Annotated in this window: 16 protein-coding genes and 1 rRNA gene; 6 read left to right on the forward strand and 11 right to left on the reverse strand. The window is 72.8% G+C overall.

The window, feature by feature from the left end; translation table 11 throughout:
* Nucleotides 1-103 precede the first annotated feature (103 nt).
* Nucleotides 104-1570, forward strand: coding sequence for an MFS transporter (locus FGD68_RS14940; RefSeq protein WP_237609621.1), 1467 nt, complete (start codon nt 104-106; stop codon nt 1568-1570).
* Here FGD68_RS14940 and FGD68_RS14945 read toward each other — a convergent pair.
* Complete coding sequence (locus tag FGD68_RS14945; RefSeq protein ID WP_119373476.1) at nt 1479-2510, reverse strand: aldo/keto reductase; 1032 nt, start codon at nt 2508-2510, stop codon at nt 1479-1481. The genes FGD68_RS14940 and FGD68_RS14945 overlap by 92 nt on opposite strands.
* 117 nt (nt 2511-2627) lie before the next feature.
* Here FGD68_RS14945 and FGD68_RS14950 point away from each other — a divergent pair, with 117 nt between their 5' ends.
* Nucleotides 2628-3302, forward strand: coding sequence for a metal-dependent transcriptional regulator (locus FGD68_RS14950; protein WP_104237243.1), 675 nt, complete (start codon nt 2628-2630; stop codon nt 3300-3302).
* Between the two features lie 21 nt (nt 3303-3323).
* Here the strand turns inward: FGD68_RS14950 and FGD68_RS14955 are convergent, their stop codons facing one another.
* The 3 genes from FGD68_RS14955 to FGD68_RS14965 form a co-directional block, all read right to left on the reverse strand.
* Nucleotides 3324-4574 carry an Nramp family divalent metal transporter gene (locus FGD68_RS14955; RefSeq protein WP_119373475.1) on the reverse strand — a complete coding sequence of 417 codons (1251 nt, stop codon included), beginning with the start codon at nt 4572-4574 and terminating at the stop codon, nt 3324-3326.
* A 129-nt stretch (nt 4575-4703) separates the two neighbouring features.
* Complete coding sequence (locus FGD68_RS14960; protein WP_119373474.1) at nt 4704-5633, reverse strand: Cof-type HAD-IIB family hydrolase; 930 nt, start codon at nt 5631-5633, stop codon at nt 4704-4706.
* Between the two features lie 114 nt (nt 5634-5747).
* The gene (locus FGD68_RS14965) at nt 5748-7052 is read right to left on the reverse strand and encodes an MFS transporter (protein WP_237609622.1); all 1305 of its coding nucleotides are present in this window, start codon (nt 7050-7052) and stop codon (nt 5748-5750) included.
* Between the two features lie 78 nt (nt 7053-7130).
* On the opposite strand from FGD68_RS14965, the gene purU reads away from it, so the two are divergent.
* A complete protein-coding gene (gene purU, locus FGD68_RS14970) occupies nt 7131-8003 on the forward strand; it encodes a formyltetrahydrofolate deformylase (RefSeq protein WP_119372695.1) in 873 nt (290 codons plus the stop codon).
* A 106-nt stretch (nt 8004-8109) separates the two neighbouring features.
* Here the strand turns inward: purU and FGD68_RS14975 are convergent, their stop codons facing one another.
* The 3 genes from FGD68_RS14975 to FGD68_RS14985 form a co-directional block, all read right to left on the reverse strand.
* Nucleotides 8110-11727, reverse strand: a complete 3618-nt coding sequence (locus FGD68_RS14975; protein WP_119372694.1) for a S8 family serine peptidase — start codon at nt 11725-11727, stop codon at nt 8110-8112.
* A 335-nt stretch (nt 11728-12062) separates the two neighbouring features.
* Nucleotides 12063-15659 carry a S8 family serine peptidase gene (locus tag FGD68_RS14980; protein WP_119372693.1) on the reverse strand — a complete coding sequence of 1199 codons (3597 nt, stop codon included), beginning with the start codon at nt 15657-15659 and terminating at the stop codon, nt 12063-12065.
* Nucleotides 15660-15905: 246 nt separating this feature from the next.
* Entirely contained in the window at nt 15906-17120 is a 1215-nt protein-coding gene (locus tag FGD68_RS14985) for an NADP-dependent isocitrate dehydrogenase (protein ID WP_104237250.1), read from the reverse strand.
* Between the two features lie 233 nt (nt 17121-17353).
* Between FGD68_RS14985 and FGD68_RS14990 the strand changes: the two genes are divergently transcribed.
* The 3 genes from FGD68_RS14990 (at nt 17354) to FGD68_RS15000 (ending at nt 18698) form a co-directional block, all read left to right on the forward strand.
* The gene (locus tag FGD68_RS14990) at nt 17354-17806 is read left to right on the forward strand and encodes a GNAT family N-acetyltransferase (protein ID WP_119372692.1); all 453 of its coding nucleotides are present in this window, start codon (nt 17354-17356) and stop codon (nt 17804-17806) included.
* 3 nt (nt 17807-17809) lie between these two features.
* Nucleotides 17810-18130 (forward strand): MGMT family protein, encoded by a 321-nt coding sequence (locus FGD68_RS14995; protein WP_012039228.1) that lies wholly within the window; start codon nt 17810-17812, stop codon nt 18128-18130.
* A gap of 130 nt (nt 18131-18260) precedes the next feature.
* Nucleotides 18261-18698 carry a hypothetical protein gene (locus FGD68_RS15000; RefSeq protein ID WP_237609624.1) on the forward strand — a complete coding sequence of 146 codons (438 nt, stop codon included), beginning with the start codon at nt 18261-18263 and terminating at the stop codon, nt 18696-18698.
* Between the two features lie 75 nt (nt 18699-18773).
* Here the strand turns inward: FGD68_RS15000 and FGD68_RS15005 are convergent, their stop codons facing one another.
* From FGD68_RS15005 to rrf, 4 genes are all read right to left on the reverse strand, one after another.
* Nucleotides 18774-20582, reverse strand: a complete 1809-nt coding sequence (locus tag FGD68_RS15005; protein ID WP_104237254.1) for an ABC transporter ATP-binding protein — start codon at nt 20580-20582, stop codon at nt 18774-18776.
* Nucleotides 20579-22345, reverse strand: coding sequence for an ABC transporter ATP-binding protein (locus FGD68_RS15010; RefSeq protein WP_237610013.1), 1767 nt, complete (start codon nt 22343-22345; stop codon nt 20579-20581). The genes FGD68_RS15005 and FGD68_RS15010 overlap by 4 nt, the downstream gene beginning before the upstream one ends.
* A 665-nt stretch (nt 22346-23010) precedes the next feature.
* A complete protein-coding gene (ddaH, locus tag FGD68_RS15015) occupies nt 23011-24222 on the reverse strand; it encodes a dimethylargininase (RefSeq protein ID WP_315851000.1) in 1212 nt (403 codons plus the stop codon).
* A gap of 277 nt (nt 24223-24499) precedes the next feature.
* A 5S ribosomal RNA gene (gene rrf, locus FGD68_RS15020) occupies nt 24500-24616 on the reverse strand.
* Nucleotides 24617-24687: the final 71 nt, after the last annotated feature.

Below are 24687 nucleotides of genomic sequence, written 5' to 3' on the forward strand. Positions count from 1 at the left end.
TCCGAATGGGAAGCCGGCGGGTAGCGTCGGTCGCGGCTCGACGCCGAGCCGCATCCATGCAGAACCGACGCCACCCATACGCAACCGCCACCGCAGGAACACCGTGACCCCGCCGAACGCCTTCCCCCCGACCGCCCCGCTCCCGATCCAGACCCGCCGCCCGCCGTGGCGTCACACGCTCATCGCCCTGAGCGTGCCGAACTTCCGCCGGTTCACGGCGTCCAACGTCATCGCCATGACCTCGGGCTGGATGCAGCGCATCGCCCAGGACTGGCTCGTGCTCGAACTCACCGGCAGCGTCACCGCGGTCGGCATCACGGTCGCGATGCAGTTCGCGCCGATGCTGTTCTTCGGCCTGCTCGGCGGCGTCATCGTCGACCGGTGCTCGAAGCGGATGCTGATGATGATCACGCAGGGCACCTACGCGCTCCTCAGCGCGCTCCTCGCCGTGCTCACGCTCTCGGGCGCGGTCGAGGCGTGGCACATCTTCGCCATCGCGTTCGCGACCGGTCTCGTGACGGTGATCGACAACCCGGCGCGCCAGGTGTTCGTCACCGAGATCGTGGGGCAAAAGCACCTGCGGAACGCCATCAGCGTCAACTCGTCGGCGTTCCAGCTCGGCGGCATGGTGGGGCCCGCGCTCAGCGGTGTCCTGCTGCTCGCGGTCGGCGCCGGCTGGTCGTTCGCGATCAACGCGCTCGCGTGCGTCGTCGTGGTCCTCACGCTGTGGAGCCTGAGGACCCGCGACCTGATCCGCATCCCGCCCGCCCCGCGCCGCCGCGGCCAGCTCGCGGAGGGCCTCCGGTACGCGCGCTCGAAGCCGACCATCCTGTGGCCCGTCGTGCTCGTGGCGGTGTTCAGCGTGTTCGGGCTCACCATGCCCGTGCTCCTCGCGGCGTTCGCGAGCCAGGTCTACGACGTGGGCGCCGGAGGCTACGGGTTCTTCAACTCGATGGTCGCGATCGGCGCGCTCACGGGCGCGCTGCTCTCGACCCGTCGCGCGACCGTGCGGCTGCGGACCATCGTGGTCGGCGTCGGGATCACCGGCCTGCTGCAGGCGGCCGCGGGGCTGATGCCCGGGATCGCGCCGTTCGCGGTGCTGCTCGTCACGGTCGGCATGGCGTCGCTGCTGTTCCAGACCGCCGCGAACTCGCTCGTGCAGCTCTCCAGCAACGTCGCAATCCGCGGACGCGTGATGAGCGTCTACGTGCTCGTGCTGCTCGGCGGCCAGGCGATCGGCGGTCCGCTGATGGGCGGGATCGTCGAAGCGTGGGGTGTGCACGCCGGCATGGTCGTGTCCGGTGGGATGCCGGCGCTGGCCGCGGCGGTGGTGGCCGTGATCCTCGCCCGCCGCGGCCAGCTGACCCTCGAGGTCGTGGTGCGCCGGCACGTGCCGCGCGTGCGGATCACGCCCCGGGAGCCGGGTGCCGGCCGCCCCCGCGTCGCCGGAGCTGGCGAGGGGACGACCGGCGGCGGGCTCAGCCGCGCACGTCGATCGCGCGGTGGCGCTGCTGCACGCCGGCCGGGCCGTACGGGTAGTCGGACACCACGGGCGCGCTCACCGCGCTGAGCGACGCGATCTCGTCGGCCGTGAGCTCGAGGTCGGCCGAGGCCATGTTGTCCTCGAGCTGCTCGACGGTGCGGGCGCCGAGGATCACGCTGGTCACGGCCGGCTGCGCCTCGAGCCACGCGAGCGAGACACGGGCCGAGCTGGATCCGTGGGCGTCGGCGACCCGGCGCACCTCGTCGAGGATCGCCCACGTGCGCTCCTGGCCGTTCCGCGGCGTGAACGCCTCCATGCCGCGCGCCGGGTCCTCGCCGAGGCGGGTCGCTCCGGTGGGCATCTCGTCGCGGCGGTACTTGCCGGTGAGCCAGCCGCCCGCGAGCGGCGACCAGGGCAGCAGGCCGATGCCCGCATCCAGCGACGCCGGCACGATCTCCGACTCGATCTCGCGCACGAGCAGCGAGTACTGCGGCTGCAGTGTGACGGGCGGCGTGAACCCGAGCGCCTTCGCGAGCCCGACGGCCTTCGTCAGCTGCCAGCCCAGGTAGTTCGAGAAGCCGTAGTACGAGATCTTGCCGGCGCGGACGGCGTCGTCGAGGAAGCGCAGGGTCTCCTCGAGCGGGGTCACGGCGTCCCAGGCGTGCATCTGGTAGAGATCGATCGTGTCGACGCCGAGGCGGCGGAGCGAGTCGTCGAGCGCGCGGGTGAGGTGGCGGCGCGAGGTGCCGACGTCGTTGTTGCCCTCCCCCATCGGGAAGCGGCCCTTCGTCGCGACGACGAGCTGGTCGGCCTCGGTCGGGTGCGCCTGCAGCCAGCGGCCGACGATCTCCTCCGAGACGCCCGACGTGTAGACGTCCGCCGTGTCGATGAACGTGCCGCCGCCTTCGACGTACGCCTCGAGGATGCGCCCCGAGGTCTCCTCGTCGGCCTCCGCGCCGAAGGTCATGGTGCCGAGCGCGTAGGTCGAGACGACCGCGCCGCTGTTCCCCAGATTCCGGTAGTGCATGTGGTTCCTCCATCGGATCCGCCGCGGGCGTCGCTGCCCGCGGTCCCGTCCAGCTTGCACCGCCCGGGCACGCGGCGTGACAGCGGGCCCCACCGGGCCGCTCGGTACCATGGAGGCATGTCCGTCGACGAGCTCTCCAGCGCCGCGCAGGACTACCTCAAGCTCATCTGGTCGGCGACAGAGTGGACCGACCAGCCGATGACCGTCAGCCGCCTCGCGGAGCGCCTGGGGATCCGGCCCGCGACCGCCTCCGACGGGATCCGCCGCCTCACCGCGCAGGGCCTCGTGGAGCACCGGCCGTACGGCAGCATCGAGCTCACCGACGACGGCCGGCGCCACGCGATCCAGATGGTGCGCCGCCACCGCCTGCTCGAGACGTTCCTCGTGGAGGTGCTCGGCTACGGCTGGGACGAGGTGCACGACGAGGCCGAGGTGCTCGAGCACGCGGTCTCCGACGACTTCGTGGCGCGCATCGACCAGCACCTCGGGCACCCGTCGCGGGATCCGCACGGCGACCCCATCCCCTCGGCCGACGGCGAGCCGCACCTGCCGGACGCGACCGTTCTCGCGGACGCGGCCGCCGACCGGCCCATGCGCGTGCGCCGCATCTCCGACGAGGACCCGCGTCTGCTGCGCGAGCTCGCCGAGCACGGCATCGGGCTCGACGCGACGCTCGTGCGCGAGGCCGCATCCGGCTCTCCCGGCGCCGTGCGCGTGACGGTCGACGGATCCGCAGCGAGGCGGCTCACGCCCGCCGCCGCCTCCGCGGTCTGGGTGTCCGACGCCGGCTGACGCCCGGCCGACCCGCGTGCGTCAGCCCGTGAAGGTCAGCACCACGAGCGCGACGTTCAGCACCACCACGAGCGACACCGCGACCCACGCCGCGATGCGCGTGAGCGGCCGGTCGACGTGCTCGCCCATCACGCGGCGGTCGCCCGTCAGGCGGATCAGCGGGACGAGCGCGAACGGGATCCCGAGGCTCAGGACGACCTGGCTGGTCACGAGCGCCGTGGTCGGGTCGACGCCGACGGCGAGGATCGCGAGCGCGGGGATCAGCGTCACCACGCGGCGCGCGAGCAGCGGCACCTTCACGTGCAGCAGGCCGCCCATGATCGCCGCGCCCGCGTAGGCGCCCACGGACGTCGACGCGAGCCCCGACGCGAGCAGCCCGACCGCGAACACCACGCCGACGACCGGCCCGAGCGACGCCGTGATGGCCGCGTGCGCCCCCTCGATCGAGTCGGTGCCGGGCACGCCGCCGAGGCTCGCGGCCGCGATGAGGAGCATGGAGATGTTGACGGCGCCGGCCACGGCGAGCGCGGTGATCACGTCCCAGCGCGTCGCGGTGAGGAGCCGCCTCAGCACGCCCGGGTCCCTCTGGACGCCGTGCCGGTCGCGGCTGAGCGACGAGTGCAGGTAGACCGCGTGCGGCATCACGGTGGCGCCGAGCATGCTCGCAGCGAGCAGCACGCTGTCCGGCCCGTCGAAGCGCGGCACGAGACCGCCCGCGATGCCGGATCCCGACAGCGGGCTCACGACGAGGCCGGTGAGGAAGCCCACCGTGATCACCACGAGGAGCGCGCCGATCACGAGCTCGAACGGTCGCTGCCCGTGCCGCGACTGCACGGCGAGGAGGCCGATCGAGATGAGGCCGACGATCACGCCGCCCGCGACGAGCGGGATCCCGAACAGCAGGTGCAGCGCGATCGCCCCGCCGATGACCTCCGCGAGGTCGGTGGCCGCCGCGATCAGCTCGGCCTGCACCCAGAAGGCGCGGCGACGCGTGGCCGGCAGCCGCTGGCCGAGGAGCTCGGGGAGGCTGCGGCCCGTGACGAGCCCGAGCTTCGCCGACTGGTACTGCACGAGCACGGCGATGAGGTTCGCGGCGACGAGCACCCACACCAGCAGGTAGCCGTAGCGCGCGCCCGCGGTCAGGTTCGCGGCGACGTTGCCGGGATCCACGTACGCGATGGCCGCGACGAACGCCGGTCCCAGCAGGAGCACGAGCCGCGGGCCCGTGACGGGCCGACGCGCGCGGGCGCGCTCGGGGGCGGTGCGGGTCATGGCGGCCTCTCCATCGAAGTGTTAGCCGAGGCTAACATCCGTTCGCGCGCACGCGGAAGGGCCCGTCCGGAAGCGGACGGGCCCCAGGGTCCTGCGGGTCGTGCGGGGCGCAGCGAACGCCCGGTCGGATCAGCTCGCGCCGCGCCCCGGCGCGAGGAACGCGGAGTCGTCATCGGCCTCGCCGCGCACGATGCGCACCCACTGCGCGAGCAGCGCGGCGCCCGCCTCGTCGTGGATGAGGTCGCCCGCGGTGAGCACGGGGTACGGCGTCGCGGGGATCCCGTCGGCCGGCCGCACGTCGACGTGCGCGACCTCGTGCCCGTTCTCGTGCAGCCACCTGGCCATCGCGTAGTCGGTGCGCGAGTCGCCGACCGTGCGCCAGCGCAGCGGCAGCGGGCCGCTGTCGGCGAGGAGCTCCAGGGCGCGGGCGGCGCCGAGGTCCTTGCCGAGGCGGATCGACTCGACGTCGGTCGAGATGATCGTCGGGTCCACGCGCACCTGCACCTCGCCGTGCGCGTCCGGCACCTCGACGCCCTCGAGCACCGAGCCGAGGCCGTGCGCCGTGAGGATCTCGACGGCGCGGGCGTCGAGGTCGGGCTGCAGCCGGAGGTAGTCGGCGGACGGGACGCTCGTGAGCTGCTCGACCGAGACCATGGCGTGCTTGGTGGTGTCGAAGAACATCGAGTCGGCGAAGCGCTCGGCGACGAGCCGCTCCATGTCGCGCATGTACGCCTCGGGCAGCGCGAGCGAGCGGTCGACGTGCACCTCCCCCGCGCCGTCCGCCGTGATCGAGAACCAGGACGCACCCTTCTCGCACACGGCGTGCACGCGGGCCCCTGCGGGGAGACCTGCCGCGAGCAGCGGGCCGACGACCTGCTCGCGGATGAAGGCATCCGAGCGGCCCGTGTTGAAGACGACCGGGACGCCCGCGGCCGCGAGCTCCACGAGGTCGGCGGCGATGCTCGGGATGGCGAGGGTGCGGGTGATCGGGCTGGCGATGGGGCCGTCGACGTCGAGGAGGAGGCCGAGGGGCGCGGGGGTCGTGGTCACGGCTCCCATCCTCCCGCAGGCACGAGGCACCCTGTTGCGACTGGGGAGGGCGGACGGCCTCCCCAGGCCGAGGGCGCCCCGATGCGACTGGGGACACCGACGGCCTCCCGCAGGTGCCCGGCCTCAGGCAGCCTCGCGCGCGGCAGCCGCGCGACCCCGGGCGGCCCGGCCCGCGGATCCCACGACGAGCACGACCGCCACCGCCATCACCGCGAGGAACGCCCCCGGCAGCGACGCGATGCCGAGCCCGTCGAGCAGCGCGCCGCCCACGAGGGCGCCGCCGCCGATCCCGACGTTGAACGCGGTCGTGTAGAAGGAGCTCGCGGTGTCGCGGAACGACGGGTGCGCGGCGTGCAGCATGCGGGTCTGGAGCAGGGTCGGGATCGCGCCGAACGCGAGGCCCCAGAGGAGGAAGCCGGGGATCGCGACGACCCAGAGGCCGGGCACGAACGCGAGGGCGCTGACGCCCGCCGCCGCCGCCGCGAGCCCCGCGAGCACGCCCAGCTGCGGTCGGCTCGCGAACACGGTGCCGGCGATGAGGAGCCCGACCGCGCCGGCGATCCCGTAGCCGAAGAGCATGGCGCTGAGCTGCTGCTCGGGGATCCCCATCACGCGCGTGACGAACGGGTCGACGTACGTGTAGAAGCCGTAGTGGCCGATCATGATCACCATCGCCGTGAGGCACACGAGGAGCACGCCGCCGAGGCCCTGCCCGGCCATGCGCTGCCGGATCCCGACGCGACCACCCGCGGGCGCGTCGACCGGCGCCTCGCGCTCGGGCCGCCCCACCGCCGGCAGGAAGCGCCAGACCAGCACGATGCCGAGGAGCGTGAGCACCCCGATCCCCGCGAACGCCGCCCGCCAGCCGAACGCCTGCCCGGCCGCGGTGCCGAGCGGCACGCCGAGCACGAACGCGAGGCTTCCGCCGCCGACCGTCAGCGCGACCGCCCGGCCGATGAGCGCGGGCGGCACCAGGTGCGCCGAGTACGCGCCGACGACCGCCCAGAACAGGCCGTGCGCGAGGCCGCCGAGCACGCGCGTCGCGGTGACGAGCTCGAACGTCGGCGCGAGGGCGGTGAGGAGGTTGCTCGTCGCGAAGACCGCGAGCACCCCGAGCAGCAGCGCGTGCCGCGGGACGCGGCGGGTGAGGGCCGCGAGCGGCGCGCTGGAGACGACCACCGCGACCGCGAACACCGAGACGAGCAGGCCCACGCGCGACTCCTCGACGCCGAGGTCGCCGCTCATCTCGCTGAGGAGGCCCGTGGGCAGCATCTCGCTCGTGACGCTGAGGAACACGCACGCGGCGAGCGTGAGGATCCCGACCCAGGGGAAGCGGAAGGACGGGTCGACGCCCGGTGCCGGGCGCCGACGACCGGAGCGCTCGGCGCGCTCGAGGTCGGGCAGGAAGATGGGGGAGGTGTTCGTCATGGAGACCCACAGGACGTCGACGGCGGGAGTGCTCCCGGGGCCGGCGGGATCCGCTCAGCCAGGGAATAGCCTAGACGGATGACCGATCAGGCCACCCCCGCGCGTCCGCCGCACCGCGTCCTCGTCTTCTCCTGCGACGACCGACCGGGCATCGTGCACGCCATCGCGGGCGCGATCGTCGAGGCCGGCGGCGACATCACCGAGTCGCAGCAGTTCTCGAGCGCCGACACGGGCCGGTTCTTCATGCGGCTGCAGATCCAGAGCGCGGCCGACGACGACCGGCTGGCCGACGCGCTGGCCGCCGTGGTCGAGCGGTACGACGCCACGTGGCACCTCGACGAGGTGGGCCGGCCGCTGCGCACGCTCGTGCTGGGATCCACCGCCGAGCACTGCGTCAACGACCTGCTGTTCCGGCAGCGCGCGGGCCAGCTGCCCGTCGAGATCCCGCTGGTGCTCAGCAACCACGGGAGGCTGGCCGATCTCGCGGGCTTCTACGGCGTGCCGTTCGAGCACGTGCCCGTCACCGACGACGCGTCGAAGCGGGCGTTCGAGGAGCGCGTGATCCGCGCGGTCGAGGAGCACGACATCGAGCTGGTGGTGCTCGCGCGCTACATGCAGATCCTCTCCCCCGAGCTCTGCGCGCGCCTCGGCGGCCGGATCATCAACATCCACCACTCCTTCCTGCCCGGCTTCAAGGGCGCGAACCCCTACAAGCAGGCGCACGCGCGGGGCGTCAAGCTCATCGGCGCGACCGCCCACTTCGTCACGAGCGACCTCGACGAGGGCCCGATCGTGGAGCAGAACGTCGTGCGGGTCGACCACTCGCGCAGCGCCCGCGAGCTCATGGCCATCGGCCAGGACGAGGAGTCGCGCACTCTCACGCAGGCCGTGCGCTGGTTCGCGGAGCACCGCGTGCTGCTCGACGGCGCGCGGACGATCATCTTCCGCTGACGCGCCGACCGGGACGCACGCGGCCGGGACACGCCTGGCCCGGACGCCGAGAGGGGCGGGCGCCTCCCGGCACCCGCCCCTCCGCGGTGGTCCTACGTCAGCCGGATCAGCGGCTCACGTAGAGGTACTTCGGCGCGCTGGCCTTCGCCGCGTTGGCGGCGTCGCCCGCGTAGGTCGCGGTCACGGTGTACCGGCCCTTCGCGTACGTCGGCAGCTCCACGCGGCCGGTGCCCGCGGCATCCAGGGCGACCTCGTACGAGTCCGAGCCGACCTTCACGGTGACGGTGCCCGTGGGCGCCGCCTTCGCCTGGCTGTCGACCTTGACCGTGACGACGGCCTTCTGCGCGCTCGTGAGCACGGGCGGCTTGACGCTCAGCGTCACGGTGCTCGCGAGCTTGATCACGACGGCCTCGCTGGTCGCGGTGCCCGAGGGGCCCGTGGCCGGCTTCGCCGTCACGACGACCGTGATCGACTTGCCCGCCACCGACGGCGAGACCTTGTAGGTCGCGCGCGTCTGGCCGGCGAGGGCCTTCCCGTCCGCGTACCACTGGTAGGAGAACTTGAGGCCCTCCTGGTCCCACGTGCCGGGTGACGCCGTGAGCGTCTGGCCGGCGGTGGGCGTGCCGGTGATCACGGGCGGTGCGGTCGCCGCCGGCGCCGGGATCGCGCCCGACTCGACGCGCACGTACGTCGACGACTCGGTGCCGGAGTAGGCGACCCGACCGAGGTACGCGGTCTCGGGCGCGAGCCCGCTCCACGACGCCGTGTACGTGATCGGCTGGCTCTGCACCGCGTCGAGCGGGTTCGGGGACACCGTGAACGCGCCCCCGTCCGTCGACTCGGACAGGTCGAACTGCGTGATGGTGAAGTCCTGCGTCGTCGCGCCCGCGGGGATCGAGAAGACCGACACGACCACGACGTAGTCACCGGCCTCCGGGGTCTCGATGGTCACGGACTCGTCGGCGGACTCCGTCGCCGAGTCGAACTGCTCGACCGGCTTCCCGCCCTCGATGCGGAACACCGAGAGGTCGAGGTCGGCCTTGTCGTCGGCCGAGTCGAGGTCGATCCGGGTCGCCAGCTGGCCGGCGGGGACGGTGGTCGCGTACTGCAGCTCGGCCTTGGCCGGCCCCGTGCCCGAGATGGGCGAGGACGCGTCCTTCGGGTTCGGGTAGACGCGGCCGGCGGTCAGGCCCTCCGCGGCGAGCGCGATCGGCCCGGTGGTGCCGGGCGTCACGGTGACGTCGACGGATCCCGTGATCCCCTTCCCCTGCACCTCGTCCGGTGCGGCGATGGAGACCGGGTTCACCGCGATCGGGCTGCGCACCGTGGTGTCGCCGTCCGTCCAGGTGAGGGATCCGGTGGCGTAGGCGTCGATGTCGGCCGTGGTGCGCGTGAACGCGACCTCGTACGACTTCGTCTGCCCCGCCTCGGTGAACTCGAGCGTCTTCGGGGTCACCTCGGCCGTGACGCCCGCGAGGCCCTGCACGCTCGCCGTGTAGGACCCGGCGCGCGTGGACGTGACCTCGCGCGTCACGGTCTCGGAGCCGGTGAGGGCGCCGATCGCGATGCTCGCCAGGTTGAGCTCCGACGGGTCGACCGGGTCGATGCCCGACGCGTAGCCGGTGGCCGCGAGGTACGCGAGCCAGTCGGCGCGGTCGTTGAGGTACAGCAGGCCGGGGTCGAGGTACCGGCGCGCGTCGACGTGGCCGGCGCCCTGGGTGAAGGGATCCGTGACCTTGCCGCCGTCCTCGTCCACCGTGTCGTACGCGGTGGTCATCATCGCCGACTTGATCTCGGCGGGCGTCGCCTTCGGGTGCTCGCCGAGGTACAGCAGCGCGAGGCCGGCCACGTGCGGGGCCGCCATCGAGGTGCCGGAGAGGAGCGCGAACGTCGGCTCCTCTCCCTCGGCGTTGTTCGTCGCGGCGATGATCGAGACGCCGGGCGCGGTGACGTCGGGCTTCAGGATGTCGCTGCCGTCCGCGAGCACCGGGCCGCGCGAGCTGAAGCCCGCGACCTGGGGCGTCGGGGCGGAGACGCCCGTCGTGTTGTCGGGCACCAGCGTGACGGTCGCGCCGGGCGTCGCCGCGTAGGCGGAGACGGCCGCGTAGACGTCCGCGTCGAGGTGGACGGTCGGCACGGAGTGCGTGTCGGCGTCGACCGAGTTCGGAGTCGGGTTGACCAGCACCATGCCGATGCCGCCCGCGCGCTCGACCTCGGCCGACTTCGCGACCCGGTCGAACGTGCCGCGCTCGCACAGCACGATCTTCCCTGCGGCCTTCGCGGGATCCAGCGCGCCGGGCCCGCAGAGGGCCGGCGTGGTGGCGCCGGCCGCGGCGACGGAGGCCGCCGTGACGAACGAGCCCGTGACGGGCTTCGTGACCGTGATCGACGAGCCCGCGAAGGCCTGCCCGTCGCCGAGCTGCGCCGTGGCCTCGAAGTTGCCCGCGACCGTGCTCGCGGCGACCGTGGTGATCCACGGCGACGCGTTGTCGAGGGTCGAGGCGTCGGGGCCGGAGTTGCCCGCGGAGGCCGACACGAAGATGCCCGCGCTGGCCGCGCCGAGGAACGCGCTGTCGGTCGCGGAGAACGTGGTCTGCGCGGATCCGCCGCCGATGGAGTAGTTGATGACGTCGACGCCGTCCTTCGTCGCCTGCTCGATGGCCGCGACGAGGTCGGCACCGGCGCAGCCGTCGTCCGTCTGCACGGCGGGGTCGGGACCCGACCAGCAGACCTTGTACGCCGCGATCTTGGCGGCGGGCGCGACGCCCGAGATCTCCCCGAGGTCGTTGCCGTCGATGGTGGCCGTCACGCCCGCCTCGCCGGCGGCGGTGGAGGCGGTGTGCGAGCCGTGGCCGTCGCCGTCGCGCGGGGAGACGTACTCGCCCGTCGCCGCGGTGCCGATGTTCTTCTGGCCGAAGCCCGTCACGAAGTAGCGCGCGCCCACGATCTTGGTGGAGCAGTCGGCCGCCGTGAACTGCTCGCCGGTCTGGCAGGCACCCCGGAAGGTGGTGCCGTCGCCCTTGGCGTACGCGATCGCGGATCCGTCGCGGTACGGCTCGGCGCCCGCCGTCGTGCCGAGCGGCTCGCCCGCGAACGCGGGGTTCTCGGGGGCGATGCCGGTGTCGATGACGCCGATGACGGCGCCCTCGCCCGCCTTCTCCTGACCGCCCGTCTTGGCCCAGACGCCGTCGGCGCCCGAGAGCCCGAGGAAGTCGGCCGCCGGGGTGGACGTGGGGTGGTAGATCCGGTCGGGCTCCACGGAGGCGACCTCCCGGTCGCCGGAGAGCTTCGACGCCTGCTCGGCCGTGAGGTCGGCGGAGAAGCCGTTGACCGTGAGGGAGTAGGAGTACTCGATGTCGGCGCCGACGCTGGCGGCCACATCCTCCTGCTGGTCGCGGAGGTAGTCGGTGTACGCGACGACCGGGCCGGCCTTCGCGTCGAGCTGCGCGCCCGACCGGGCCTGGGTCGCGGGGAGCCCGTCGACCCCGCCCTGGTAGGTCGCGGCGGCGTCGTCCGCGAGGGTGACGATGTAGCGGCCGTCCTCGAGCGCCGATGCCGGCGTCGCCACGGTAGGCGCAGGGGCGGCCATGGCCCCTGCTGCTCCGAACGTGACGAGGCCGGCGGCGACGAGGGCGGTGGCGGCGACGGAGGCCGTCGCCCTACGCAGGGATGATGCGCGGTCGGACTCCGAGCGGAGCCGGGGGGAGCGTGGGATCACGAACACGTCCTTCAGATGGGGATGAGTGGCCCGCGCGCACCCCTTGCGACACGCGCGAATTCTCAACATACCCCGGGTATTCGCCCTGAGAACGGATCGGTGTTACCGCCGTGTAACAGTTGCGGCCGGTGGCGGATCCCCACCAGGACGGCCATCCCGCTGCGACCTCGGGCCGCCCGCCGCATCGGCCCACCGCCTTCCGCACGGATGCCTTTCAGGCACGGCCACCCCATCTCGTGTAGGGGTCGGATGCCGCGCGCACGACGGAGGGCGGGTGCCATCCGGCACCCGCCCTCCTGTGGTCGCTCGCGCGATCAGCGCGATCCGCGCGGCTCGCGCGATCAGCGCACGACGATCCTCTGCGCGCGGCTCGAGCCCCCGCCGACGAGGTCGTCGCCCGCGTACGACGCCTGCACCGTGCGGCTCCCCGGTGCGATGCCCGTGAGGTCCGCGCACCCGTCGCCCGAGCCGTCGAGGGGCACGTCGTGCTCCACGCCGTCCACGGTCACCCGCACCACCCCGGTGGCGGCCTGCTTCGCGGCCGACGTCACCGACACCTGCACGTGCACGCTCCCGCTCGCCGCGCCCCGCGGGTGCGTCGCCTGCAGGTGCACCGTCGCGACGTCCCGCGCGGTGATGGTCGGGCTCGTGGCGACGCCCGTCTGCCCGTCGGATGCGGTGGCCGTCACCTGGGCGGCGAGCGCCGTGCCCGCGACCGCCGAGGTCACGCGGAAGGTGGATCCCGTCGCCCCGGCGATCGGCGTGCCGTTGGACAGCCACTGCGTGGCCAGCGTGACGCCCTGCGGCGTCCACGCCCCCGTCGACGCCGTCAGCGTCCGCCCGACGTCGGGAGTGCCGCTGACCACGGGCGGCGCGCTCGACACGGGCGCGGCCGCCGCGGCCGGAGTCGTGACGTCGACCAGCGTCGTGGCGTCGGATCCCGCGTAGGACACCAGCCCGACGTAGTGCGCCCCCGCGTCGAGGCCCGACCACGACGCGCTGTACGTCGCCTTCCGTCCCGTCGTGACGGGCAGCTGCCGGGGCGTCACCCCGAAGGACCCCTGGCCGCCCGACGCGGTCACGTCGTAGCGGGTCAGGTCGACGTCCACCTGCTCTGCCGGCGCCGCGACCGACTCCGTGGCCACCGACACGACGTACTGGCCCGCCGGGGCGTCCGGCACGACGATGCGCTCCGCGGCGGACGTGTTCGCCTCCAGGTCCAGCAGCGTGCGCGACCCGTCGGCGGCGACGCTCTCGAGCTGCATGGTCAGGTCGGATGCGCCGTCCCGCGGGGTCGCGTCGAGGACGAGCCCCTTCTCCCCCGCCGCGACGGTGATCGGCAGCGCGAACTGCTGCTCCGCCGCCATGGTCGCGGTGGGGCCCGACGGCGGGTCGGAGGGGTCGTGGAGCACGTGCCCCGCCGCCAGCCCCGCGGCCGTGAGGCCGATCCTGCCCGTGACGCCGGCGTCCACGGACACCGCCGCCTTCCCTGTGGTCCCGCTGCCCGACACCGACGCCGGCGCGTCGACCGCCTCCGGATGCACGGCCATCGGGCTGCGGACGGTGCCGCCGGGACCGGTCCAGGTGAGCGACCCGGTCGTCCAGCCGCCCGTCGGGACCCCGGCCTTCGCCGTGATGCGCACCTGGAAGGAGCGCGTCTGACCCGCCGCCGTGAAGGTCAGCTTCGCCGGGCTGATCCGCACGTCGGCACCGTCCACCCCCTGCACGGACGAGGTCCAGGTGCCCGCCGACTGCGAGGTCACGGTCCGCGTCACGGTCGTGCTCCCGATGAGCTTCCCGACCGCGATGCTCGGCAGGTTCAGCTGCGACACCGGCACCGCCGCCGCGGGATGCGGCAGCTCCAGGCCGGTCTGCGCGGCGTACCCCGCCCAGTCCTCCGGTCCGCTCGGGTACACGAGGCCCGGGTGCAGGAAGCGCGCCGGCGCGATCTGCCCGGCGCCCTGCGCGAAGGGATCCGCGGTGGCCTTCCCCTGGACGTCGAGGGTGTCCGTCGCCGTGGTCATCATCGCGGACTTGATCTCCGACGGCGACGCCTTCGGGTGCACGCCGAGGTAGTCGAGCGCGAACCCGGCGATGTGCGGCGAGGACATCGAGGTCCCCGACAGCGTGGCGAAGCCCGGCTTCCCGGAGATGTCCGCGTACGCGGCGGGGATGCCGACGCCCGGCGCCGTGATGTCGGGCTTGATGATGTCCGAGCCGTCCGCCGTCTCGGGTCCGCGGGAGCTGAACCCGGCGACCTGCGGCGCCGGCTTCTCGACGCCCGTCGTGTTGCCGGGCGTGAGGGTCGCGGTGGCGCCGGCCTTCGCGGCGTACGCGACGACCGCGGGACGCGCGTCGACGTCGAGGTGGACGGTCGGCACCGAGTGCGTGTCGAGGTCCTGGGAGGTCGCCGTCGTGTTCGTCAGGACCATCCCGATCCCGCCGGCCCGGAGGACCTCGGCGCTCTTGGCCACGCGGGCGCTGCCGCCGCGGTCGCACTGAACGATGCGTCCCTTCGTCTTGGCCGGGTCGAGAGTGCCCGTCCCGCACAGCTCGGGCTTCGCGGCGCCCGCGAGGCCCACCGCCGAAGCGCGGACGAACGGGCCGGAGACCTTCGTGGGGATCGTGACGGATGCGCCCGCGAACTGCTGCCCGGATCCGAGCGTCAGCGTCGCGGAGTAGTTGGCCGGGACGCTGCTCGCGGCGACCGTGGTGATCCACGGGTCCAGGTTCGACACCGAGCCCGCCGCGGACCCCTCGTTCCCCGCGGCCGCGGCCACGAAGACCCCGGCGCTCGCCGCCCCCAGCAGGGCGCGCTGCTCGAAGTCCGGGGACTTCCCGCTCCCACCCAGCGACATGTTGATCACGTCGGCGCCGTCGGCCGTCGCCTGGTCGATGGCCGCGACGATGTCGGAGATGACGCAGCCGTCGTCGGTCTCCTTCGTCAGGTCGGGTCCGGCCCAGCAGACCTTGTACGCGGCGATCTTCGCCGCGGGCGCGATGCCGGCGATGGTGTCGAGGGTCCTGCCCTGGATCACGGCGGTGACGCCCGCGTCCCCTGCCGCGGTGCCCGCCGTGTGGGATCCGTGGCCCTCCGTGTCGCGCGTGGACCTCTTCTCCTGCGGCCCCAGGGGCTGACCGCTCGCGTCGCGTCCGGCGACGAAGGAGCGCGCGCCCACGATCTTCGTGGAGCAGTCGGACGCCGCGAACCCGTCGCCCGTCTCGCACGTCCCGTGGAACACGCTCCCGTCTGCCTTGCGGAACGCGATGCCCGTGCCATCGAGGTACGGCTCGCTCCCGGGCGTCGTCCCGAGGGGCGATCCCGCAAACGACGCGTTGTCCGGGGCGATGCCCGTGTCGATGTCGGCGAGGACGGTCCCCGCACCGGCGCGGTCGGCCCCGCCGACGGCGTCCCAGAGGCCCCCGCTCTGCTCGAGCCCCAGGAAGCGCGAGTCGGGGTTCGACTGCGGGTGCACGGTCTGGTCGCGCTCGACGCTCAGCACGTCGGCGGACCGGCCGAGCGCGCGGACCTGCTCGGCGGTGAGCTCGGCCGAGAAGCCGTTCGTGGTGAGGGAGTACTCGTGCGTCGGCGTCACGCCGGCCGCGTCGGCGACCGAGCGATGCGCCGCGGCGAGGTGGTCGGCGTAGCGCTCGACGGCGTCCGACTGCGCGTCGAGACGGGCCCCGGCGTCGACCTTGGTGCGGGCGAGCCCGTCGAGGGTCCCGTCGTAGGTCGCGGCCGGCTGCTCCTTGAGCGTGACGAGGTAGTGGCCGTCCGTCGCGTCGAGCGGCACGGCCGCGTGCGGCAGGGCGGCCGCATCGGCCGCGGAGCCTCCGGCGGCGACGAGCGCGAACGCGAGGGCGCAGGCGGCAAGGGGATGTCCGGCGCGGAGCCGGCGCCTCCCGTCCGGCGGGAGCGGGTCTCGATGGATGGGCATGGCTGTTCCCTCCTGTCGCCGGCGTCTGCCGGCTGGTGGATCCGCGGGGCACGAGATGCGCAGGACGGCACGAGGCCCCTCGCGGAACCGCGTCATCGACGCGATGGGCAGAACCGTAGGGAGGAAGCGACGGCGCCCGTCTGCCCTCTGCACACGCCAGGGGCGGTCCGTACGCAGAGAGGCCCCGCCCCCGGATCGGGGGCGGGGCCTCTCGGCGTGCGGCGGCGTCGCCAGACGCCCGCGGGATCAGGCCAGGCGCGTCTGCAGGTTGTCCGCGAGCGACGCGAGGAACTCCTCGGTCGTCTGGTACGGCTGGTCGGGTCCGACGAGGAGCGCGAGGTCCTTCGTCATCTTGCCGCTCTCGACCGTCGTGATGACGACGTCCTCGAGGGTGTCCGCGAAGGTCTTCAGCGCGTCGTTGCCGTCGAGCTTGGCGCGGTGCGCGAGGCCACGGGTCCAGGCGTAGATGGACGCGATCGGGTTCGTCGACGTGGGCTTGCCCTGCTGGTGCTGGCGGTAGTGGCGCGTGACGGTGCCGTGCGCGGCCTCCGCCTCGACGACCTTGCCGTCGGGCGTGGTGAGCACGCTCGTCATGAGGCCGAGCGAGCCGAAGCCCTGCGCGACGGTGTCGGACTGCACGTCGCCGTCGTAGTTCTTGCAGGCCCAGACGTAGCCGCCCTCCCACTTGAGCGAGGCGGCGACCATGTCGTCGATGAGGCGGTGCTCGTACGTGAGGCCGGCGGCGGCGAACTGGTCGGCGTACTCGGCCTCGAAGACCTCCTGGAACAGGTCCTTGAAGCGGCCGTCGTAGGCCTTGAGGATCGTGTTCTTCGTGGAGAGGTACACGGGGTAGTTCCGGGCGAGGCCGTACGAGAGCGACGCGCGCGCGAAGTCGCGGATCGAGTCGTCGAGGTTGTACATGCCCATGGCGACGCCGGATCCGGGGCTCTGGAACACCTCGAACTGCTGCGGCTCGGAGCCGTCCTTGGGCGTGAAGGTCATCGTGAGCGTGCCCTCGCCCTCGAAGCGGAAGTCGGTGGCGCGGTACTGGTCGCCGAACGCGTGGCGGCCGACGATGATCGGCTTGTTCCAGCCGGGCACGAGGCGCGGGATGTTGCTGATGATGATGGGCTCGCGGAAGATCGTGCCGCCCAGGATGTTGCGGATGGTGCCGTTCGGCGAGCGCCACATCTTCTTCAGGCCGAACTCCTCGACGCGCGCCTCGTCGGGCGTGATGGTCGCGCACTTGACGCCGACGCCGTGCTTCTTGATGGCGTTCGCCGCGTCGATCGTGATCTGGTCGTCGGTCTCGTCGCGCTTCTCGATGCCCAGGTCGTAGTACTCGAGGTCGATGTCGAGGTACGGGTGGATGAGCGTGTCCTTGATGGACTGCCAGATGATGCGCGTCATCTCGTCGCCGTCGAGCTCGACGACGGTCCCCTCTACCTTGATCTTCTCCACGAAGTCCTCCTCATGCTCGTCGGTCGCCTCCGTGCGCGTCTCCGTCGGCGCGCGCCGGGTCCGGCTCGTCGCCGGTGGATCCGTGGGCCAGCCTACCCGGCGGGCCCTGTCTCTCGACATCGAGACATCGGCGGGTCCGGGTCGCATCCGCGCCCCGGCGCCGCGCCCCGACGCCGCCTCGGACCTGCCCGGCGCACCTGGCCCGACGGAGGCCCGCCCGATACCCTGTGCCCATGAGCGACATGACACTCGAAGAGCTGAGCGCCCGCACGATCGTGGCGGCCAACACGCTGACGCTCAAGCCGGGCCAGGAGGCCTTCGTCGCCCCCGTGTCGCACTCCATCGCCGAGGCCTACGTCAACCCGACCACCGCATGGCCGCGCGTGGTCCTGGAGGACGACGAGGTCGTCGGGTTCATCATGGGCAACTTCGACCCCGAGGCCCACGAGGAGATCTTCCGCAGCTGCATCTGGCGCATCAACGTCGACGCCGATGCGCAGGGCCACGGCGTGGGCCGGTTCGCGGTGCTCGCGCTCGCGGACGAGGCGCGCTCGCGCGGCTTCGACCGGCTCACCGTCGTGTGGGAGCCGGGTGAGGACGGACCGGAGGAGTTCTTCACCCACGTCGGCTTCGAGGTCATCGGCGAGACCCAGTACGGCGAGGCCATCGGCGCGCTGGCGCTCTAGCGCGTGGCCGTCTTCGCCACCCCGGGCGAGTTCACCGACCGCGTGCTCGAGGTCGTCGCCGAGATCCCGTCGGGCCGCGTCATGACGTACGGCGACGTCGCCGCCGTCTTCGGCCGACGCGGTGCCCGAGCGGTCGGCATGGTGCTGCGCTACCACGGCGCCGGGCTGCCCTGGTGGCGCGTGCTCCGGGCCGGCGGGCACCCGCCGACCGGGCTCGCCGACGAGGCCCGTCCCCGCTACGAGGCCGAGGGCACGCCGCTGGTCGACGCCCCCACCGACGCGGGCTATCGCGTCGACCTCGAGGCGGCACGCTGGTTCCCGTGATTCGCTGACCGCTCGCCGCTCGCCTCGTGGCCGCCGTCCCCCTGGCGGCCGAGCGCAGGTCATGCTGCGGGACCAGGGTCGGGGCCTCGCGGCCGATGCGCGGCGGGCGCGGCCCCGCTGGACTGGGAGCATGCCCCGTCGCCCGTCCGCCCGCTCCCTCGCCGCCGCCCCGCTCACGATCCTCGTCGTCCTGATCCTCACCGGCTGCGGCGCCGCGAGCACCGTCGGCGGGATGACCACGCCCGCGGATGCGCGCGTCTACGCCACGGCGGCGGACGCCGACGGACGCATCCCGACGTGGATCCCCGCGGACGCGACCGACATCCGCATCAAGACCTCGCTACGGGGCGAGGGCGCGATCCTCGGGTTCCGCTCCGCGACGCCGGCGGACCGGCTGGGCTGCGACGCCGCGCCCGCCGACGCTCCCCCACCGACCGTGCAGGACACCTGGTGGCCGGATCCGTCCCCCGCCGCGGCCATGGCGTGCGGCGACGGCTGGCTGGCCGCCGCGGACGGCGACGCCGTGCACGCGTGGCTGCCCGCGGGCTCCCCCGCGCTCGACCTCTGACGGCACGGTGTCCGGACGCGGCGCGGCCCGACGCCTCCCCGCGGGGAGGCGCCGGGCCGTGACCGCGCGCCGAAGCTAGACCAGCGACTCCCGCCACGCCGCGTGCAGCTGCGAGAACCGGCCGGTGCCCTGGATGAGCGACTCCGGCGTCCCGTCCTCGACGATGCGCCCCTGCTCCATCACGAGCACGCGGTCCGCGATCGCGACGGTCGAGAGCCGGTGCGCGATGATGATCGCCGTCCGGTCCGCGAGCAGCGTGGTGAGGCCCTGCTGCACGAGCCGCTCGCTCGGGATGTCGAGCGAGCTCGTCGCCTCGTCGAGGATCAGCACCGCCGGGTCCGCGAGGAACGCGCGCGCGAACGAGATCAGCTGACGCTGACCCGCAGACACCCGGCCCCCGCGCTTGTTCACGTCGGTGTCGTAGCCATCGGGCAGCGACTCGATGAACGTGTGCGCCCCCACGGCCTCCGCGGCCGCCTGGATCTCGCCCCGGGTCGCGTCCGGCTTGCCGATCGCGATGTTGTCGGCGACGGATCCGGAGAAGAGGTAGGCCTCCTGCGTCACCATGACGATGGCGCGCCGGAGGTCCTTCGGGTGCAGGTCGCGGAGGTCGATCCCGTCGAGCGCCACGCGGCCGCCGGACGGGTCGTAGAACCGGGAGATCAGCTTCGCGAGCGTCGTCTTGCCCGCCCCGGTGGATCCCACGAGCGCGATGGTCTGCCCCGCCGGCATGTCGAGGTCGAAGCGCGGCAGGATCGTCTTGCCCTTCCCGTAGCCGAACTCGACGCCCTCGAAGGAGACGTGACCGGTGGACTCCCACAGGTCGACCGGCGTCACGGGATCCGGCACGCTCGGCTCCTCCTCGAGCACGCCCGAGATCTTCTCGAGCGCGGCCGAGGCCGACTGGTAGCTGTTGTAGAACATCGCCATGTCCTGCGCCGGCCCGAAGAACTGCCGCGTGTAGAGCACCACCGCGAGCAGCGCGCCGATGCCGAGCTGCCCGTCCGCGACGCGCAGGCCGCCCACCAGGAGCACCACGGCGACCGTGACGTTGCCGATGAGGATGAGGCCCGGGTCGAAGATGCCGAAGACCTGGATCACGCGCATGTTGGTGTCGCGGTACCCCTCGACGTGCTCGGAGAACTCCTCCGCGTTGCGCTTCTCCTTGCGGAACGCCTTCACCGCGCGGATGCCCGTCATGGTCTCGACGAAGTGCACGATCAGCCGCGCGGACTTCACGCGGGTCTGGCGGAACAGCGCCTGCGACTTCACGGCGAACCAGAGGCTCAGGAAGAACAGCGGCACGAGCGCCGCGAGCAGCACGAGGCCGGAGACCCAGTCGAACGAGAACAGCGCGATCGCGGTGAACGCCATGTAGAGCGCGCCCTGCACGAGCTGGTTGATGCCGCCGTTGAGGAGCTCCCGGATCGAGTCGAGGTCGCTCGTCTGGCGGGAGATGATCCGGCCGGACGTGTACGTCTCGTGGAACTCCAGGCTCAGCTTCTGCGTGTGCAGGAACATGCGCTTGCGGAGGTCGAGCAGGATCTCCTGCGCGATGCGCGCGGACATCACCTGGTACTTCGCCACCAGCACGGCGCCCGTGACCGCGACCAGGACGTACGCCCCGATGACGAGCGCGAGCATCGTGGGGTCGCCCGTGCCCAGCAGCGACGGCAGCGCACGGTCGAGCCCGACGCCGATGAGGGCGGGGCCCGCGACGTTCGCGGCGGTGGCCACGAGGATCGTCGCGGCCGTGAGGATCAGCGTCCGCTTGACCGGCTGGATGGTGCTGACGAGCAGCCTGGTCGAGCGACGGCGGATCTGCTTGCTCTCCTCGCGGGAGAAGTCGTCGCGCTCCTCGCCGGTGACTCCGGTGACGCTCATGCGCCCACCTCCTCGCGCACGGTGTTCCCTTCCACGTCCAGGCTCGAGATGACGAACCGGTAGTGCTCGCTCGTGGCGAGCAGGTCGGAGTGCCGGCCGACCGCGGTGATGCGGCCGTCCTGCATGAGCGCCACCCGGTCCGCGAGCATCACGGTCGAGGGGCGGTGCGCGACGATCAGCGCGGTGGTGGAGGCGAGCACGCGGCGCAGCGCCGCCTCGACGAGCGCCTCCGTGTCGACGTCGAGCGCCGACAGCGGGTCGTCGAGGACGAGCACGTCGGGTGCCGCGGCGACCGCGCGCGCGAGGGCGAGCCGCTGCCGCTGCCCGCCGGACAGGCTGAGCCCCTCCTCGCCGACGGTCGTGTCGACGCCGTCGGGCAGGTCGCGCACGAAGCCGGCCTGCGCGATGTCGAGCGCCTCCTGCAGCACGCGCTCCGCCTCGGGGCCGCCGTCGGCGAGGTCGGGGCGGCCGAGCAGCACGTTGTCGCGGACGCTGGAGGAGAACAGCGTCGCGTCCTCGAAGGCCATGGCGATCCGGCTCCGCAGCTCCTCGAGGCCCAGGTCGCGGATGTCCACGCCGTCCAGCTCGATGCTCCCGCCGGTGACGTCGTAGAGCCGGGTCGTGAGCGCCGTGAGCGTGGACTTGCCGCAGCCGGTGACGCCGACGAGCGCCATGGTCTCCCCGGGCTGCAGGTCGAGGTCGACGCCGTCGATGAGGTCGGCCTGGTCGGCGGCCGCGTCCTGGTAGCGGAAGCGGGCGCCCCGGAAGACGAGGTGGCCGCGGGGCTCCCGGATCCGCACGGGGTCCGCGGGATCCGTGATCACGTCCTCCTCGTCCATCACCTCGAAGTAGCGGTCGATGGCCGTCCGCGCGTCGAAGGTCATCGACAGCAGGAAGCCCACCGACTCGATCGGCCACCGCAGCACCGCGGCGGTCGCGAAGAAGGCCACGAGGTCGCCCACCGAGATCTGCCCGCCGGCCGCCAGCAGCACGCCGCCGAGCAGAGCGAGTGCGAAGGTCAGGTCGGGCACCAGCAGCAGCCAGAGCCAGATGCCGGCGATGGCCTTCGCCTTCTTGATCTCCGTGCCGCGCAGCTCCTCCGCCTGCTCGGCGAACGCGTCGTGCATGTGCTTGCCGCGCCCGAACGCCTTCAGCACGCGGATCCCGTGCACCGACTGCTCGACGCTCGTGGCGAGGTCGCCGGACTGGTCCTGGCTGAGACGCGCCACGGACGAGTACTTCTGCTCGAAGAGGTAGCCGTAGACCCACAGCGGGATCGAGCACACGAGGAAGCCGAGGCCGAGGCGCCAGTCGATGGAGACCAGGAAGCCGATGCCCACCAGGATCGTGAGGATGTTGACGATGAACAGCACGAGGCCGAACGCCATCCAGCGGCGGATGAGGTTCAGGTCGCTGACCATGCGCGACAGCAGCTGGCCGCTCTGCCACCGGTCGTGGAACGCCACGGGCAGCCGCTGCAGCTTCCTGTAGAACGCGTTCCGCATGTCCGCCTCCATGAGCGTGCCGGGCTTCAGCACGAACCAGCGGCGGAGCGCGATCATGGCGGCCTCGAGGATCCCGAGGCCGAGGATGAGGAGCACCGCGGGCGCCACGGCGGCCGAGTCGCCGTCGCCGAGCGGGCCGTCCACGAGGCCGCGGAGGATCTGCGGGATGACGAGCGACAGCAGCGAGCCGACGAGCGCGACCACCATGCCCGCGATGATGCTGGGCATGGCGGGCCGGGCGAACGGCAGCAGCCGCATGAGCACGGCGATGGTGCCGGGCCGAGGGCCGTGCCGCTCGGACGGCGCCTGGTCGGACGATGCGGGCGGTGAGGTGGACACGTGTCATTCCTTCTGTGATCGGCCGATGCGCGGCCGGGAGTGCGGGGCGACCGCGCGCGTCAGCACGCGCACAGCGGAGAATTGGGGGTGGATGGATCTCGGGGCGGGCCGAGCAGCCGCCCGGCGAGACGTGAGCGGTGGAGCAGACCGGGGATCCGGTCGGGCGCCGCGGGTACGAAAGGCGATCCGCATGCAGACGCGGACGGTCGGTGAGCCCGAGCCGCGCGTCCGAGCCGACCGCTCCCGCTCGCCCGCCGCGCGCCCGACGTCGGGGCGCCGACCGGGGAGGTCAGCTTGCGGCGCGGGAGGCCGGGGACGCGGTCACGGCCGCCTCGTCGATCCGGTGCGAGACGGTGCGTGCGTATGTCGTCGATGTCGTGGTCATGACACCCTCCCTGGCTGCGTATGCGATTCACGTGTGGGCCGCACCGGACGACCACGTGAATGGCAGCCCCAGGCAGCCTTCCAGGATATGGACCAGCAGCCGGACGCACAAGAGCCCGGCCCGCATCCGAGGATGCGGGCCGGGCTCGAGCGGTGCGGTGCTGACGCGTCCCGCGCTGCGGACGCGCGGGACGAGGACGTCAGCCGATGCGGACCGACAGGCAGGTGACGCAGCCCTCGAGCTTCTCGAACTCGCTGATGTCGACGGCGACGACCTCGTAGCCCAGACCGCGGAGCAGGTCAGCCGTGCGAGGAGCGGCGGCCGACAGCAGCAGGGTGTCGTCGTCGAGCGCGACGACGGCCACGCCCTCCGCCTCCGGGACGGGGAGGAAGGACGGGAACAGCCGCGGCGCGTCGACCAGCGGCTCGTACCCGATGACCGTGCCGTCCGGCAGTGCCGTGACCTGCGACTTGAGGTGCAAGGTCCGGCTGACGGGGACGCCGACCACGGCGTATCCGAGGGGCCGGGCGATCTCGCGCAGCCGCTGGATCCCCGCCGCGTTGGTCCGGCTGCTCGCACCGACGTAGAGCGTGCGCCCGACCTCCAGCACGTCACCACCGTCGAGGGTCGCGGGCAGGTCGATGGACGTCACCGACAGGTCCATGTCCTCGAGCGCACGCTCGACGCCGGTGCGCTCCCCGCGGCGCGAGTCCGCCCCGGACGTGAGCAGGACGGCTGTGGTGCCGAGGACGAGCACGGCGTCCTCCACGAACACGGAGTCCGGGTGGTCGTCGGCCGGCGGCACCTCGCGGGTCGACCATCCGCGCTCCTCGAGCGCGAGCACGTAGCGCTCCCACTGCTGGTCCGCGAGCTCGGCATCCACGGGCCGGCGGTCCAGGTGCGTCAGCTCGCCTTCGGCGAGCCGCGATGACGGGATCCGAACGAGGGCGATGCGCTCCCGCTCGACCTCCCCGTCCCCCGCGGCGACGAGTCGGGCCCAGAGCCGACGGCCCAGGAGGATGGACGCCAGCGCGACGCCGAGGATGAACATCAGGTTGAGGCCGAGGAGCGTCTCGAGCAGCGGGCCGACGATGTCGCCGCTGACGGTGGCGCCCTGCCCCAGGGCGCCGACGAGGCTCCCGGCGAGCGCGCCGACCACCGCCGCAGCGACGGATCCGAGGATCGACGTCCACAGCCGCCGGTGCATGCCCACCCCCGCGAGTGCGGCGAGGAGGACGAAGGCGACGAGCGTGTGCACCGTCCAGTAGTCCAGGAGCGTCACCAGCACGGCAGCGCTCGGCTGGTTGGAGCTGAAGAGCGTCAGGACGCTGAAGAGCAGGCCGATGATGGCCGAGACGCCCGCGGACACGAGGGCCGCGGAGAGCGCCCTGCCGAGGGGAGCGTTCGACATCCCTGTGCGCGGTGAACGCACCGCCGATGGGCGGACGCCGGCGGACGTCGCTCGAGTGGTCGACGGTCCACCGTCAGCGGAGTCGACGGGCTGGCCGGGTGTGCGGTCGTTCTCGCGGGATTCGGTCACGAACCACGACGATAACGGCAGCCCTTATGACCGGCATGTGAGCGGGCTGACAGGCACGCGCCCCGAGCGACGGGGGTAGCTCGCGTGTTAACGCAGGAAGGCCCGCCGCACGATGTGCGACGGGCCTCCCCGATCATTCTCAAGTTAAGTCCGGCGGTGTCCTACTCTCCCACAGGGTCCCCCCTGCAGTACCATCGGCGCTGAGAGTCTTAGCTTCCGGGTTCGGAATGTGACCGGGCGTTTCCCTCTCGCTATGGCCGCCGAAACACCCCATACACACCCCCAACGAGGGCATGAAATCTGTGATGAATCGACCAGTCAAGCTGGTTGTTCAAT

The sequence above is a fragment of the Clavibacter californiensis genome, from assembly GCF_021952865.1.
Lineage (GTDB): Bacteria > Actinomycetota > Actinomycetes > Actinomycetales > Microbacteriaceae > Clavibacter > Clavibacter californiensis.

Excerpts from the sequence above, each read along its gene's own strand:
- FGD68_RS14945 (WP_119373476.1), bottom strand. The coding sequence starts at position 2,510 with ATGCACTACCGGAATCTGGGGAACAGCGGCGCGGTCGTCTCGACCTAC.
- FGD68_RS14950 (WP_104237243.1), top strand. The coding sequence starts at position 2,628 with ATGTCCGTCGACGAGCTCTCCAGCGCCGCGCAGGACTACCTCAAGCTC.
- FGD68_RS14955 (WP_119373475.1), bottom strand. The coding sequence starts at position 4,574 with ATGACCCGCACCGCCCCCGAGCGCGCCCGCGCGCGTCGGCCCGTCACG.
- FGD68_RS14960 (WP_119373474.1), bottom strand. The coding sequence starts at position 5,633 with ATGGGAGCCGTGACCACGACCCCCGCGCCCCTCGGCCTCCTCCTCGAC.
- FGD68_RS14965 (WP_237609622.1), bottom strand. The coding sequence starts at position 7,052 with ATGACGAACACCTCCCCCATCTTCCTGCCCGACCTCGAGCGCGCCGAG.
- purU (WP_119372695.1), top strand. The coding sequence starts at position 7,131 with ATGACCGATCAGGCCACCCCCGCGCGTCCGCCGCACCGCGTCCTCGTC.
- FGD68_RS14980 (WP_119372693.1), bottom strand. The coding sequence starts at position 15,659 with ATGCCCATCCATCGAGACCCGCTCCCGCCGGACGGGAGGCGCCGGCTC.
- FGD68_RS14990 (WP_119372692.1), top strand. The coding sequence starts at position 17,354 with ATGAGCGACATGACACTCGAAGAGCTGAGCGCCCGCACGATCGTGGCG.
- FGD68_RS15000 (WP_237609624.1), top strand. The coding sequence starts at position 18,261 with ATGCCCCGTCGCCCGTCCGCCCGCTCCCTCGCCGCCGCCCCGCTCACG.
- FGD68_RS15005 (WP_104237254.1), bottom strand. The coding sequence starts at position 20,582 with ATGAGCGTCACCGGAGTCACCGGCGAGGAGCGCGACGACTTCTCCCGC.
- FGD68_RS15010 (WP_237610013.1), bottom strand. The coding sequence starts at position 22,345 with ATGCGGCTGCTGCCGTTCGCCCGGCCCGCCATGCCCAGCATCATCGCG.
- ddaH (WP_315851000.1), bottom strand. The coding sequence starts at position 24,222 with ATGTCGAACGCTCCCCTCGGCAGGGCGCTCTCCGCGGCCCTCGTGTCC.